Consider the following 15,346-nt stretch of genomic DNA (forward strand, 5'->3'; position numbering starts at 1 on the left):
TTGTTAAAGAACGTTTGAGTTGCCTTAGCGACTCAAGGGAAGCGAATCTTACGCTTTCCTGTATTTTTGTCAACACTTAATTTTAAATTTTATAAAAATCTAAACTCAAGTCTTACTCGACTCACTAAGTGGTTTGCTTGCTTCGCTAAGCGTTGCCTGCTCTGCCGTCTCAGTGGGGTCGCATTATAGGGAGGCGCGAATTTAACGCAAGCCTTTTTTAACTAAAAAAGTGATTTAAATTACACCCCAAGCAAGCGCACACCCTAAACACAAGTTACTCACAAAACCCTGTGTATAACTTTACTTTTTAAGCTGATTTTCTCTGCTTTAACATCTAAGAGTTATCAATAAAAAAGCACCTTTAATAAAGGTGCTTTTATTTAGCCGAACTTATAATCAGCTTTTAATATAAAATACTGTATAGCTTTCTACGGTATTTAGCTGCTAGCGCATCGCCATCTGGTAGAGAAGCTATTATAGCTAAAAAGCTTGGTTTAGCTTCGTTATAGTTAAGGTCCTTTTGTAGTACTTTGAATAGCACTTCTAATGCCTCTTCTTTTCTTCCTGCTTCGTTTAATAAAGCACTGAGCTCTTCTTTAAGTTCTAAATCGTTCGGATACTTATCTACTTGCTGTTGCTTTTGTTGTATCTCTGGAGAATCTTTTGCATCTAAAGCAGCTTCGCATTTTGCTTTGATGTTATTGAAGTACGCATCTTGATCTTGCGAATCAATCGTTTCTATTAATGCTTGAGCTTCATCTAATTTGTGAATTTGAATACAAATATCTGCAAGCACTAATTTAATACGTACATTAGTATTATCTATTTCGTATGCTTGCTTTGCATAATTAAACGCTGCATTGAGGTCTGACTTAAGTAAAGTCTGCTTAGCTTGTTCTAATAGCAAATCCTGTTGAGCAGGTAAGTGCTTAGATAGGGCTTCCCGTATTTGTGACTCAGTTTGAGTACCTGCAAGCAAATCGACAGGGGCAGAGTCTTTTAATAGCACAAGCGTAGGCAGCGTTTGTAAGCCAACCTGTTGTGCTAATTGTGAAGCTAGTGCTTGCTCTGCATCACAATCTAAATTCGCTATTACTATATGGCTTGTATATTCAGCTGCTATTTTATCTAAAATTGCAGCCTGCCCAATACAATCAGGACTTTGAGGTGAGAAAAAGTTAAGTAATACTAATTTTTGTTGTGATGTTTCCCCAAGGACCTGCTGAAGGTTTTGTGCATTAATACTTACTATATTACTCATTGAATTGATTGCCATACTTATCTATTTAGGGTTTTATATGGTGATTAACATAATAAATACAAGTCGTATAACTAAATCACTCGGCATACATAACCAATTAATGAGGCAAATCATGAAACTATCTTACCTTAGCGCTGCATTTTTATTTGCAGCTCCGCTTTTGCAAGCTAAAGGACTTGACCTAGACCTAAACAAAACAATGCCTAGTATTGAAAAGTTTTACCTCGATTTACACCAATCGCCAGAACTTTCATACAGCGAAAAAAATACAGGTAAAAAAATAGCTAACCAACTTAATATGCTTGGATTCGAGGTTACAGATAATGTAGGTGGGTATGGTGTTGTTGGTATTTTTAAAAATGGTAATGGCCCAACAGTTATGATACGCACAGATACGGACGGCTTACCTATTACCGAGCAAACAGGTAAACCCTACGCTTCAACTGTAAAAGTTATTGACGAGCATGGTGCAAAAGTTGGTGTTATGCATGGCTGTGGCCATGATATTCATATGAGCTCATTTATAGGCACTGCCGAGCAACTCATTACTCATAAAAATAAATGGAAAGGTACATTAATGATGGTTGCACAACCTGCAGAAGAGGTTGGAGGTGGAGCTAAAGCGATGCTAAATGAGGGTTTATTTAGTAAATACGCAAAGCCCGACCACGTTATTGCATTGCATGTTAGTGCCAGTGTACCTGCGGGTAAAGTAACTATGAAAAATGAATATACCATGGCAAGTGTGGATTCTGTTGATATTAATATAAAAGGTAAAGGCGGCCATGGCGCGTACCCTCATACCACTATTGACCCAGTAGTTATTGCTGCGCGCACAGTACTTGCTTTACAAACGATTACAAGTCGCGAACTTTCACCTTTAGAACCATCTGTTATAACAGTCGGTTCTATACATGGCGGCTCTAAACATAATGTTATTTCTGATGAAGTGAAACTGCAACTTACACTGCGTAGTTACAACCCAGATGTACGCAATGCACAAATTGCTGCAATAAAACGCATAACCGCAGGTATTGCGCAAAGCGCAGGGCTAGATGAAAGCGATTACCCTGCTGTTATAGTCCATGAGGATGAATCAATTCCATCTACTTATAATAATCCTTCGCAGACTAATATAGTGCGAAGTGCTATTAAAAATGCGATAGGCGACACAAACGTACTTGAAACCCAAGCCGTAATGGCAGGTGAAGACTTTGGTCTTTATGGCCGTACCGACGAAAATATCCCAATTACATTATTTTGGTTAGGCGGAGTTAACCAACAACAATATGCAAAAGCGATGAAAAATAACGAAACACTTCCTTCATTGCACTCAAGTAAATTTGCACCAGATTACAAAGTAGCTTTACCTACTGGTATAAAAGCCATGAGTAATGCGGCAGTTGCATTATTTAATACAAAATAAATCCCACTTAAGGGCTCAGCCATTAAACTTTTGTTGAGCTCTTTTTATAATTAGATTTTTTAAATGGTGCTTTTTTACTGCGCTTGGCAAAACGATTTTTAGGCGGTGTTTGGGGCAGTTTTGAAAATACATGGCTATCGCAATTAGCTGCTTGCATTACAAAGCCTTCAAGCTCCACCAGCAGCGGCTGTAAAAATTGTTGGTAGCTCATTGCTTGTTGAGCAATGCTGCCTAAACTCGCCTCCCACTTTGCTGTTAAGTCAGGACTTGCTAAACCTTCAGGCAAAACACTAATTAATGCAAGGCCTGTTTCGGTGGCTTTGATTGTTTTGCCTTCACGCTTTAAAAAACGCCGTTTAAATAACAACTCTATAATGCCTGCACGAGTAGCCTCTGTACCTAAACCATCAGTATCTTTTAATATTTTTTTGATATGTGGATCTTTTACATAACGGCTAATCCCCGTCATAGCACCTAGTAAAGTTGCATCAGTAAAATGAGCGGGAGGTGAAGTAAGCTTTTCTACTACATCACCTTGTGTACATACCAGGTCCATCCCTTTTTCAAGGTAAGGTAAAGTAGCCTCTTCTTTTAATTCTGATTTACCCATTAATACCTTAAACCCCAAACTGACTTCTTGTTTAGCGTTGGCTTTAAATAACCCACCAGCAATTGTCACCTCTGCTTTAGTTTCGTTATAAATATAGTCTGGGTAAAACTGGATCAAATAGTGCCTACAAATAAGCTGATACACTTTTGCTTCATCCTTGGCTAAGCTAGCTGACTTTAATTGCTTTGCCGTAGGTACTATAGCGTGATGCGCAGCTACTTTTGAGTCATTGAAGCACTTACTGCGCTGCTTAGTATTTGCACCATTTACTAACTCCACTTTTTGACCGTCATTAGTTGCAATTGCTTTTAAAATTGAAGGTGCATCTAAATGATGTTCTTTAGGCAAATATCGATTATCTGAGCGAGGATAAGTAATTAATTTATGGCGCTCATAAAGTGTTTGGCAAATATCAAGCACCTGTTGGGCAGCCATACCAAATGCCTTTGCTGCATCTATTTGCAGTGCTGATAGATTATAAGGTAGAGGTGCACTTTGCTTTTTTTGTTTTTGTTCAAGCGATGTCACCTCTCCTGTTTGATTAGTGATACGCGAAGCCACGTTTTCGGCCAATGCTTTATTTAGCACTCGCCCCTCTTCATCTTGATAAGGTTCGCAAGCTTTACTCGGTACCCACTTTGCTTTAAATACCTGCTTCTCAGGAGTAACTAAACTAGCTAGCACCTCATAAAATGGTTTTGATATAAAATTAGCTATTTCTGTGTCACGATTTACCACTAAGCCCAAAATTGGCGTTTGTACGCGCCCAACTGATAGTACATTACCAAACCCTGCTTTTTGTCCCGCTAAAGTATAAGCCCGAGTGAGGTTCATACCAAAAAGCCAATCAGCTCGTGAACGTGCAAGTGCAGATACACTTAGTGGAATAAATTCCCGATTAGAGTGCATACTACCAAGCGCTTTTTTAACTGCAGCTAAGTTTAAATCGCTTATAAGTAGACGCTGAATACCTTGCTTTTTAGCTTTGCTTATTTTGGCTTGTTCTATCACTTCATCTACAAGTAACTGCCCTTCACGGTCGGGATCGCCAGCATGAACTAACGTTGATGCCTGTTTGATTAGCTTTTTTAAAATAGTTAATTGCTTACGAGTTTTAGGTTTAGCTTTTAACTGCCATTGCTCAGGTACTATAGGGAGATGTTCTAATTGCCATTTTTTATAGCGTTCATCGTAATCATCAGGTTCAGCTTGTTCTAACAAATGGCCAATACACCACGAGACACAATCACCATTTGCGACTTCAATGTAACCGTCGTGTTTTTTATGTGGTTTTGGGAGCGCATCTGCAATTGCACGTCCAAGTGATGGTTTTTCTGCGATGTAGAGTTTCATGCGCCGGCCTACAACTGGTTATATAAACAGTATTTTAGCATAACTATTTTAAAGAGGGGGAGTTTTTGATTTATTGTCGGTTCAATAAATAGAGACTGGTAATAATTTGTAAAACTCAAAGCTGGGCTACTAATTAAGCCCAGCTTTATAATTTGAGAATTACCTCACATCAATAGGGTCAGACTCTTTTGCTTTACCTTGTAATATAGATATTTCAACTCGGCGATTCCGGCGCCGGTCTTCATTTGTCTCGTTAGGCACAAGCGGCCGAGTTTCTGCTCGCCCTACAACCATCATTCGTGTTTTATCAAACCCTTGAACTGTTTGTAATTCGCTAGCAACAGCCACTGCACGCTTAGACGACAAATCCCAGTTATTTACGTATAACTCATTTGATACCTGAAAATCATCTGTATGCCCTGATACTGTAATTTCACCTGGTACGTCTTTTAAAAGTTCGCCAATGTCTTGAATAATCGGTTTAAACTTAGGTTGTAAAAAAGCACTGCCCGAAGGAAACGAGCCATTTTCTCTAATACGAATAATAATTTGCTGACCTAATGATTCAAGTTCTATTGCACCATCTATTATTTGCCTTTCTAACTGCTGCGCTATTTTTTTAACCAGCTCATTTGTTTGCTCTTGATCTGCAGCGGATATTGCTTGTTCTGATGACTGCTCTTGTGAGGTACTTCTAGATTCACCGCCACGTTTATCGCCTCGCTGTTCTTGCCTGCCGCCCGCTGAACTTTCATCACCAGCCTGGAACTCTAGCATTTGCTGAGTCATTTCAACGGTTTGCTGTTGAATAGTTTCAATTGGTGTAGGCTCTGGCTTACCTGGAGTAAATTCCATAGCGATAACCGATGTCCCTTTTGGGATATCTTTAACTTCAATTTTATTTTGCACACCAAAAGCAAATTTCATAGAACCTGCAATTTGTTTAAATTTAAGTACATCCATTTCTGAGAATGCCAATAAGAGTACAAAAAAGCACATCAATAACGACATTAGATCAGCAAATGTACCCATCCAAGCAGGCAAACCGGGGGGTGGGCATTTGCACTCTTCATCAGACATGGTTACTCCTCGGTATCAACTTTACGCTTAGACTCAGCCAAGTAGTTTTTCAAAATACCTTCAATAACTTTGGGGTTTTGACCATCTTGAATTCCTAAAATAGCATCGAGAATCAAACGCTGATTCATCGCTTCTTCGTCTTTACGCAGCTCTAGTTTTACCTGAATCGGAATTGCTACTACATTCGCCAAAAATGCACCATACAGAGTGGTCAATAGTGCCACGGCCATTGCAGGTCCGATAGCTTTGGGGTCGTCCATGTTTGATAACATGGCAACTAGGCCTATCAATGTACCAATCATTCCCATTGCGGGAGCTATGTCGGCAAGTGCTTTAAATAAGCCAGCACCTAGTTCATGACGGGTCGTGGTTAGGGAAATATCTTTTTGAAGTGTAGCGCGCACAACATCTGCGTCATGACCGTCAACAAGCATGTCAACGCCTTTACGCATAAATGGGTTTGGGATTTCAGCTTCTTCGAGTGCTAAAAAGCCACCTTTACGAGCAGAATCCGCAAGCTCTACTGCTTTTTCTATTAACTCTTCAGGCGACTCAATTTTAAACATGAATGCCTTACCAACCACCTTACCTATCCCTAAAAACTGAGACATAGTGAAGTTTGATAAAACAATAAACAGCGAGCCACCAAATACAATTACACTTGAAGGCGCATCGGCAAACATGCCCATTTCACCGCTACTACTCATAAACATAGACATGACAATTAAGCCTATTGCGCCTAGGATCCCTATTATGGTTGCTAAATCCACATTTCCTCCAGAGATTTCATGTTTAAATGCCTTATCATAAACTTTTTATTATTAACTGCTTATCGGCAACATACTGAATTGCTTAAGTCATTTTTGTAAATAAACATAAAAGTTATATTTATTATTTTATATCAAGTTAGGCGCACTGCCTAATTATCGAGTTTTCCTGACTAATAACACTGATTAACACGCGATTAATCGCGCTAAATGTAAAAAACTCATATCATCCTTTGACCTAGTTTAGCATTCCCCCTAAAATTGGCTCCTAAATTTATCATGTAAGCTGAAATAAAGATGGCGACTAAAAAACCTGAAAACTTAAGTTTCGAAAAAGCACTAGAAGAATTATCAACAATTGTTAGTGAAATGGAACAAGGTGATTTATCGCTTGAACAATCATTAAAGCAGTTCGAGCGTGGTATTGCACTCGCTGGTGCGTCATCTGAAAAACTACAGCAAGCAGAACAAAAAGTATCTATTTTAATGGGTAATAGCGAAAAGTCAGCACTTACAAACTTTAATAATGATATGGAATAGTTGTGAGCATAAAAGACTATATTGAACGTGCTCAGATAGATGTAGCTACTACACTCAATAGCTACTTTGAACAACCGCTCGATAGCGATAAAACAATAAAAGAAGCCACTCATTACAGCTTATTTAATGGTGGAAAAAGGCTGCGCCCTTTTTTGGTGTACGCTGTTGGTGAAATGCTAGGCGCTAAAAAAAGTGACTTAGACGTTTTGGCTGCAGCCATAGAATGCATTCATAGTTATTCATTAGTACATGACGACCTACCAGCTATGGATGATGACGATTTACGCCGCGGCTACCCCACTTGCCATATTGTGTATGGCGAAGCGCAAGCCATTTTAGCGGGTGATGCATTACAAACTCTCGCCTTTGAACTTATAGCCACACATAACTTTAATTGCTCAGCGCAATCACAAGTAAAAATGATTGCTGCACTTGCACATGCATCAGGTATTGAAGGGATGGTGGCAGGACAAGGTTTAGACATTGCCGCAACTGACAAAGTTGTTTCTGTACAAGAGCTTGAGCGCATCCATAAGTTAAAAACCGGTGCACTAATTAACTGTGCTATAACACTAGGTGCACTGTGCAGTGAAAAAGCAGATGAACAAACTTTAGAAAACTTGAGCGTTTTTGGGTATGCTATAGGGCTGGCATTTCAAGTACACGACGATATTTTAGACGTGGAAGGTGACACCTTTATACTAGGTAAACCACAAGGCTCAGATATAGAAGCGAATAAAGCGACATACCCGGCGTTATTAGGTATGCTAGGCGCTAAAGAAAAGGCGCAAAATTTAATAACACAAGCCCACGAAGCGTTAGCACTTATTGATGCAGATACTACGCTTCTTGCGTCGCTGGCAAATTACCTTATTGAACGTGACCACTAGTCACAGTTTAAGCGTATTGCAAATAGCACTGACATTATTACTTAACATTCGTTGTTCACTCCCATTTGAAAGCGAATGTGATCGAAGGATATAAAAAAGCCATGACACTTGATAGTAGCAAGTATCCATTACTTAACTTGGTTGACAAACCAGCTCAATTACGAGACTTAGCGCAAGATAAACTTCCCGAGTTTAGCAATGAGCTACGTGAGTATTTACTTAACTCTGTATCGCAAAGTAGCGGTCATTTAGCGTCTGGTTTAGGCACAGTTGAGCTTACAGTTGCACTTCATTATGTATATAACACACCAGAAGATCGTGTAGTGTGGGATGTTGGGCATCAAGCTTACCCGCATAAAATCTTAACGGGTCGCCGCGACCAAATGCATACTATTCGCCAAAAGGATGGTCTGCACCCATTCCCATTTAGAGATGAAAGTGACTACGACACATTCAGTGTTGGCCATTCTAGCACCTCAATTTCTGCAGCTTTGGGCATGTCAATTGCTGCGCAGAAAGAAGGCGCAGGGCGTAAAACGGTTGCAGTTATTGGTGATGGCGCTATTACTGCGGGTATGGCATTTGAGGCGATGAACCATTTAGGCGATGTAAAATCAGACATGCTTATTATTCTAAATGATAACGAAATGTCGATTTCAGAAAACGTTGGCGCATTAACCAACCACTTTGCGCGTATTCTATCTGGTAGCTTTTACACCAACATTCGCGAAGGAAGTAAAAAGTTACTGTCTGGCGTACCGCCTGTTAAAGAGCTTGCCAGCAGAATGGAAGAACATCTTAAAGGCATGGTTATCCCTGGTACGTTTTTTGAAGAACTTGGCTTAAATTATATTGGCCCAATTGATGGGCACGATGTAAACATGCTGGTTGATACATTACGTAATATGCGTAATTTAAAAGGCCCACAACTTCTTCATATAAAAACGCAAAAAGGTAAGGGTTACAAGCCAGCTGAAGCCGACCCTATTGGTTACCACGGCGTCCCTAAGTTTGATCCAAACACATCTAGCTTGCCTAAATCAAAACCGGGCGCCCCTACTTTTCAAAAGTATTTGGCGACTGGCTATGCGACATGGCGCAGCAAGATGATAAGTTAATGGCTATCACTCCTGCCATGCGTGAAGGCTCGGGCATGGTGCGCTTTTCAAAAGAACATGCTGATAAGTATTTTGACGTCGCAATTGCTGAACAACATGCTGTAACTCTAGCCGCAGGTTTTGCATGTGAAGGCTTAAAGCCTGTTGTTGCTATCTATTCAAGCTTTTTACAGCGCGCATACGATCAGCTCATTCACGATGTTGCATTACAAAACCTCCCTGTATTATTTGCCATTGACCGAGCCGGTATTGTTGGTGCCGATGGCGAAACACATCAAGGCGCATACGATCTCAGCTTTATGCGTTGTATACCTAATATGGTTATTATGGCACCTAGCGATACTAATGAATGCCGCCAAATGTTGTACACCGGTTACAAAGCTAATTGCCCGGTTGCTGTTCGTTACCCTCGTGGAAGCGCTGGTACGGCAGATATTCAAAGCGATATGCAACTTTTCGAAATTGGTAAAGCAAGTACAGTAAAAGAAGGTTCAAAGATTGCCATTTTGTCATTTGGTACATTGCTTGAAAATGCACAACTTGCTGCAACTGAACTTAATGCAACGCTTGTTAACATGCGCTTTATAAAGCCGCTTGATACTTCACTGTTAAACGACATTATTAAAAATCATGATGTCATTGTTACACTTGAAGATAATGCCATTGCCGGTGGCGCAGGCTCTGCGGTTAACGAATACTTAGCTAGCCAACAGGCCAATGTTAAAATACTTAACTTAGGTATTCCTGATGAGTTTATTAAGCACGGTACGCAAGACGAAATGCACGATGAAATGGGCTTAGGCGAGCAAGGTATTTTAAGTTCAATAAGGTCATTTACTGCTTAGTTAATTACTTTAACTGTTTAAAGAAAGGAGCCTGTTGGCTCCTTTTTCGTTTTTATTATTATTTTTTGCATCCAACTTAACTTTTAAGCCGTTATTGCTGTGAGGTTAACATGTAAATAATTAGTGCTGCTTAGTCTTTGCCTTATAAGCAAGTGCGTTATTTACCTAAATTTGATGGAATATATAAAAGGTAAAAATGATGAATAAAGCAAATTTAACAACTCATTCAGCACAAAAAAACACACTGAAACATACACTTAGTTTTTCAGCGTTAACACTTGCAGTATTAATCGGCATTACAGGCTGTAGCTCAGACGATGGTAAAAACGGCGTAGATGGTATTGCAGGCACCGACGGACAAAATGGTACCGATGGAACAAATGGCAACCCAGGCTTTGCATCAGCCACATTTATTTTGGCAAATAATGGAGAAACCAACACGGGTACCATTGATTTAATTGACCAAAGCGCTTCTAAATTAAAAACTTTCAACACAACAGCCAACGAAGGCGTCGCTTTTGATAGCTTAGGTAATTTATTACAAGCAAGCGACAGCGAAAGTGGCAGTATTAAAACTATCTGTCAGCTTGCTAACCGTGCTGATGGCAGCAGCTATGATGCAAATACTGATCGCGAAATAACAGGTGCTAACACTACGCTCGTAAACCCTAAAGGAATTGCCGTAGCACAAAAAAGTGGCCTTATTTTTATTGCTGACTTTGGCGCGATGCAGATAACTACTTTTGGCGCTACAGCCGCGGGTAACGCAACGCCATTAGGCACAACCATAACAGAAGCTGCACCGTGGGATGTTGATTATGATGAAACAAATGACCGTCTTTATGTAGCACTTACAAATGGTGATGTAGCCGTTTACGATAATTTTGTTGGTGGTGAATTTGCCGCTATGCCAAGTCGTACAATTACCCCTAGCAATAATGATGGTACGCAAATATCTGTAAATATTCATGGCATTGTTTATGATTCAAATACTAATAAACTTGTTTTATCTGATGTAGGCAGTGCATCAGATGCAACCGATGGTTCGTTATTTGTAATCAATAATGCATCAACCGCAGATGGCTTAGTGAGCGTTGCACGCAGTATTGCCGGCCCAGCAACAATGCTTGGTAACCCGGTTGATATTAGCCTTGAAGGGAGTGACTTGCGTGTAGCCGAAAAATCAAATGATGCTGTTCTTGTATTTAGCAATATTTTTTCAGGTGAAAGCGGCGATATTACTCCAGACTTAGTCACTTCAACTATTAAACCTGAGTCAATTACCAAACTGGGTATGCAAAATGAAATGGCTGATATTTCAGATAGTAATGCCGCTAATATGGCGCTACTTGGGGTTGCTGTTAGCAGTAATCCGGGTACTACAGGTGAAACAACGGGGCAAATTAGTCGATTAAGTTCACAACTTAGCACAGAAATTGGCAACTATAATGCGGGTCAAACTATCGAGAGTGTAACTTTTGATAAAGCAGGTAATAGCTATACAACGTTCGATAACAGTACAACTTCTATTGGCGGTATTGCTATTTCAAATAAGGTGGCAATAAACAGAGATGGACAAACGTATAATACAAACCAAGACAGTATTATTACTGGAACAAATACAGGCCTTATATCTCCTAAAGGTCTTGATGTAGCTTCTGATAGCGGTATGATTTTGGTTGCAGAAAATAACGCAGATACACCAAGTATCTCAATATTTTCAACGTGTACCACAGGAGATGCAAGCCCATTAATGACCCTTACTTTTGCTAACGGTGCGCGTCCTTGGGACGTTGATTACGATGTAAATACTGACCGTGCTTTTGTCGCACTCACAAATGGAACCGTTGCTGTATTCGACGAAGTCAAAAGCAAGCTTATGGCCGGAAATGCAAATATTGCTGTTGAAGACAGACTTATAACACCTGCAAATGCTGGAACCGCAGTAGAAGCGCCCACTAATATACATGGCATCGACTACGACTCGCTAAGTGGCTCGTTAATTCTCTCTGATGTCGGTAGCACTACTGTTGCTGATGATGGAAAAATATATGTATTAAATAACGTGGCAATGGCATCGGGGTTGGTAAACATCAGTACCACGATTAGCGGTCCAAATACCCTACTGGGTAATCCTGTCGATATTATGTATACCGGGACAGATTTATACGTAGCTGAAAAATCAAATAATGTAGTTATGCGTTTTAACAATATTTTAAGTATTGCCGGCGGTGATATTAGCGCCGATGCAAGCACTGCATTTACGGCACCTGAGTCAGTCGCAATATTACCAGCTTGGCTAAATCAATAGCGTTAACCTCACCATACCTGACCAATCACTTTGGTCAGGTATTATCGCATCCACACTTTTATATCGGCCAAACCATTTCTCTGTAGCATACCCAGTTGCTGCTCTACATTAGAGTTTTGTTCAAACTCAAATGCATCTAGCTGCTCGTCGAAAGTAATATGGGCTACACCGTCGCCACCGCGTTTTTTAACTTGATGAAGCGAAATGTCAGCTAAATTAATAGAGGTTTCCCAACTAATTACTTGCCCACCAAGTAAGGGTAATGGGTAGAAAGACCAACCAATTGAGGCAGTTATATTTGTCATATTTCCGTTAGGTAATTGGAAAGAATACTCTGCAATCGCTTTACAAAGCTCTGAAGAGTAACTGTCTATTTTATTGCACTTAAAGTCACGTAAAAGTAATAAAAACTCATCACCGCTCCAGCGCGCTACGTAGTCAGAGCCCTGCGTACGCGAGTTTAATAGCGCAGCCATTTGCTGCAAACAGCTGTCACCTGCAATTGGACCAAAGGCATCATTTATACGGCTAAAGTTATCTAAATTAATAATAACCAGTACAAGTGATTTCCCTTGAGCCTGTAATGACTGTGAATTACGTTGAAAATGCTCAATATCTTTTGGTAATTGATCAAACAAGAAACGACGGCTACGCAAACCTGTAAGCTCATCAGAGTGGCTTACAAGTTTAAGTTGTGAGTTAACTTGCCCAAGCTTATCATTCGCTTGTCGAAGCTCTAACGTACGCTCTGTAATTAAACCTTCAAGCACTTCTTGTTTTCTGCGTTCTTGTGCTTTAAGCACCCAAAATACTAAGTAAAGAAGTAAAATAAAGCCACTGGTGATCAGTAATCTAAAGTAAATCGTTTCATCAAACCGCTCTGGCACAATAAACTCATACTCTACGTATTGCGCCTTTGACCAATCTTCACCTTGGCGTTTTGCCTCTAACTGAAATAAAAATGCCCCAGCTGGTAAGTTGGTATAAATAGCCTCGCGGCGCGTGTTTGCATAACGCCAATCATTGTCCAAACCACTTAACTGATACCTAAACTCAATACTGTTTGGCGCATAATAGTCTATCGCCGTATAGGTTAGTGTTATGTCTCGCTCGTCAGTTTCTAAAGTCGGCTTTTTACCTAGCGCAGCCGTTGTTAAATTACGCTCAGGAGTTGTAATTGTTTCAATAGTTGGTTTTAACGACAGCACCCCAAATAGCTCTACATTTTTAGGTATCTCAACAACACCTTGTAGGCTCGGATACCACATTGAGCTGCCCATATTGACAACTGCATCATGGCCTAAACCACTACAACATTGGTTAGCTTTGCCGTCAAGCTGGCGATCGAATGACGAAATCACCTCTTCTACTTTTAAACTTTCTATGTTTGTTTTGAACTGCTCCGCTGGCATTCTGTAAACACCTTTCATGGTGCTAACCCACACGTTATTTAATTTTTCGTCGTACTCCAAGCTAAATATAGAGCCATACGGTAACCCATTTGCGGCATCAAGCTGTCGCCATTGGCCCTGCGTGCTTCGGTAAAATAATCCATCATTAAGCGAGCCTATTAAAATACCCACGCCATCAATATGCAAAACACTTGTAATATAAGCACTTTCAAGTGAAGTTTGATCCCCGACCTTTTCGATACCGCGATCAGTAAAGTAATACGCACCTTTACTGGTACCTATGACACCAAAGTTTCCTTTGTCTAGTACATAAGTTATAAATTTACTGCCTAAAAAGGCGTTATAAGCAAAGGGAGTTAAACCTGCAAAGTTGAGCCTGTAGAGCCCACGGCCGGTGCCAATCCAAAACCCGCCTTTACTAGAGCGACTTATAGCAAAAACGGGATTATCACGCAGTGCACGCCCAGGCACACTAAAGAGTTTATCGTCTTCGTATACGAACAACCCTCGCCCAGTGGCAATGTATACGCGCTCTCCATCAAACTGTAAATCGTGTACTGAGGCACGTCCATACTGACTACTTGGAATTAAGTTAATATAACTTTTATTCAAGTCAAAATAACCAACACCACTTTTATTAGCGACCCATAATTTACCATCTGGAGCTTGGCTCAGCGCCATAACCGCTTCAGTCATTTGTGAAACAGCAGCGTGCCTTTCTACTCGCCCTTCGTGAGCAAGCCACAACCCTTCACTGAAGCTTGCTAACCAAATATTATTTTTATCATCTCTAAAAATATCAGCAAACCAAATACTTTGATCTAGCTGGCTCGGTTCAACCCATTGCCATTGGCTGGATTTATCTCTGAATAACAAGCGCCCATAAGTGGAAATCCATAAACCACCATCGCTGTCACTCATGAATTTATACACAGCAGAGTTATTCGCGTTGGGTAATGGAAAGGGCCTTAACTCGTCGTCTAAATCTAAAAAGTAAGCGCCTAGCTCTGAAGCTAAATATAAATTCCCATTTAAAAATGCAAGATCATGAACGATCGTTTGAGCTAAACGCTCGGGTAACGATATTTTAGCAGTAAGCTCTAAACGCAGTTTGGCAAAATCGGAGGAGTTTTTAGTTAAGCGTAACAAGTGACGATCGTTTACAAGCCAAATACCTTCTGGCGAAAGCGCCATTTGGCTCACTGAACCCACTATTTGAGTTATAACGGTTGCATTAGCCGTTGGTAAAATAGCTTTAGATTGACCGCGTAAGTTAACTTGACCACGACCAACGTAATATAACCCGTTTGCGGCTATCCAAGTGCCCCCTTTGGAGTCTTCTAGAATATCCCTTACAGGGCCTTTAATGTTAAATGCCTGCGCTGCAAAGGTCGCTGGATTAATAACCACTAAACCACTTCTAGTACCAACCCAAAGTAGTCCATTCGAATCGATTAAAAGCTTATTAATGCCATTGCTTGGTAAAAAATCGCTATTTTGGGTATTGTAGTTTGTAAACGTAGTGCCATCAAAACGGCTCAGACCAAACTGTGTGCCTAGCCAAATGTAGCCTTGCTGATCTTGCACTACGCTTTTTAATGATTGTGACGGTAACCCGTCTTTAATATTCCACTGTTTAACAACATAGTCAGTAATTGAAGCCCCACTTGGCATTGCGCACAACATCAGTACACACACCAGTAAAAATCGCATCATACGCTGCCACCTAGTTA

9 protein-coding genes and 1 pseudogene are annotated in these 15,346 nt (G+C 40.3%); 5 read left to right on the plus strand and 5 right to left on the minus strand.

Annotated features, from left to right (window positions below; translation table 11 throughout):
- Positions 1 to 403: 403 nt before the first annotated feature.
- Positions 404 to 1,261 carry a tetratricopeptide repeat protein gene (locus P20480_RS03145; RefSeq protein ID WP_008132137.1) on the minus strand — a complete coding sequence of 286 codons (858 nt, stop codon included), beginning with the start codon at positions 1,259 to 1,261 and terminating at the stop codon, positions 404 to 406.
- A gap of 112 nt (positions 1,262 to 1,373) precedes the next feature.
- Between P20480_RS03145 and P20480_RS03140 the strand changes: the two genes are divergently transcribed.
- Complete coding sequence (locus P20480_RS03140) at positions 1,374 to 2,687, plus strand: M20 metallopeptidase family protein (RefSeq protein ID WP_008132138.1); 1,314 nt, start codon at positions 1,374 to 1,376, stop codon at positions 2,685 to 2,687.
- A 22-nt stretch (positions 2,688 to 2,709) separates the two neighbouring features.
- On the opposite strand, the gene P20480_RS03135 is transcribed toward P20480_RS03140, so the two are convergent.
- The 3 genes from P20480_RS03135 to pomA form a co-directional block, all read right to left on the minus strand.
- Complete coding sequence (locus P20480_RS03135; RefSeq protein WP_008132140.1) at positions 2,710 to 4,650, minus strand: DNA topoisomerase III; 1,941 nt, start codon at positions 4,648 to 4,650, stop codon at positions 2,710 to 2,712.
- A 159-nt stretch (positions 4,651 to 4,809) separates the two neighbouring features.
- Positions 4,810 to 5,730, minus strand: a complete 921-nt coding sequence (locus tag P20480_RS03130) for a flagellar motor protein MotB (protein WP_006794258.1) — start codon at positions 5,728 to 5,730, stop codon at positions 4,810 to 4,812.
- 2 nt (positions 5,731 to 5,732) lie between these two features.
- Positions 5,733 to 6,500 carry a flagellar motor protein PomA gene (pomA, locus tag P20480_RS03125; RefSeq protein ID WP_008132143.1) on the minus strand — a complete coding sequence of 256 codons (768 nt, stop codon included), beginning with the start codon at positions 6,498 to 6,500 and terminating at the stop codon, positions 5,733 to 5,735.
- A 294-nt stretch (positions 6,501 to 6,794) separates the two neighbouring features.
- On the opposite strand from pomA, the gene P20480_RS03120 reads away from it, so the two are divergent.
- The 4 genes and pseudogenes from P20480_RS03120 to P20480_RS03110 all read left to right on the plus strand — a co-directional run bounded on the left by P20480_RS03120 (position 6,795) and on the right by P20480_RS03110 (position 12,201).
- Positions 6,795 to 7,037, plus strand: coding sequence for an exodeoxyribonuclease VII small subunit (locus tag P20480_RS03120; protein WP_006794260.1), 243 nt, complete (start codon positions 6,795 to 6,797; stop codon positions 7,035 to 7,037).
- Between the two features lie 2 nt (positions 7,038 to 7,039).
- Complete coding sequence (gene ispA, locus P20480_RS03115) at positions 7,040 to 7,927, plus strand: (2E,6E)-farnesyl diphosphate synthase (RefSeq protein WP_006794261.1); 888 nt, start codon at positions 7,040 to 7,042, stop codon at positions 7,925 to 7,927.
- 101 nt (positions 7,928 to 8,028) lie between these two features.
- Positions 8,029 to 9,890: pseudogene (dxs, locus tag P20480_RS18690) on the plus strand (1-deoxy-D-xylulose-5-phosphate synthase).
- A gap of 199 nt (positions 9,891 to 10,089) precedes the next feature.
- Positions 10,090 to 12,201 (plus strand): NHL repeat-containing protein, encoded by a 2,112-nt coding sequence (locus tag P20480_RS03110; RefSeq protein WP_008132151.1) that lies wholly within the window; start codon positions 10,090 to 10,092, stop codon positions 12,199 to 12,201.
- 41 nt (positions 12,202 to 12,242) lie between these two features.
- Here the strand turns inward: P20480_RS03110 and P20480_RS03105 are convergent, their stop codons facing one another.
- Positions 12,243 to 15,329, minus strand: coding sequence for a ligand-binding sensor domain-containing diguanylate cyclase (locus tag P20480_RS03105; RefSeq protein ID WP_008132153.1), 3,087 nt, complete (start codon positions 15,327 to 15,329; stop codon positions 12,243 to 12,245).
- Positions 15,330 to 15,346 lie beyond the last annotated feature (17 nt).

This window comes from Pseudoalteromonas sp. BSi20480 (genome assembly GCF_000241365.1).
Lineage (GTDB): Bacteria > Pseudomonadota > Gammaproteobacteria > Enterobacterales > Alteromonadaceae > Pseudoalteromonas > Pseudoalteromonas marina.

Coding starts and splice junctions, on each gene's coding strand:
- P20480_RS03145 (WP_008132137.1), bottom strand. CDS start 1,261: ATGAGTAATATAGTAAGTATTAATGCACAAAACCTTCAGCAGGTCCTT.
- P20480_RS03140 (WP_008132138.1), top strand. CDS start 1,374: ATGAAACTATCTTACCTTAGCGCTGCATTTTTATTTGCAGCTCCGCTT.
- P20480_RS03135 (WP_008132140.1), bottom strand. CDS start 4,650: ATGAAACTCTACATCGCAGAAAAACCATCACTTGGACGTGCAATTGCA.
- P20480_RS03130 (WP_006794258.1), bottom strand. CDS start 5,730: ATGTCTGATGAAGAGTGCAAATGCCCACCCCCCGGTTTGCCTGCTTGG.
- P20480_RS03120 (WP_006794260.1), top strand. CDS start 6,795: ATGGCGACTAAAAAACCTGAAAACTTAAGTTTCGAAAAAGCACTAGAA.
- P20480_RS03110 (WP_008132151.1), top strand. CDS start 10,090: ATGAATAAAGCAAATTTAACAACTCATTCAGCACAAAAAAACACACTG.
- P20480_RS03105 (WP_008132153.1), bottom strand. CDS start 15,329: ATGATGCGATTTTTACTGGTGTGTGTACTGATGTTGTGCGCAATGCCA.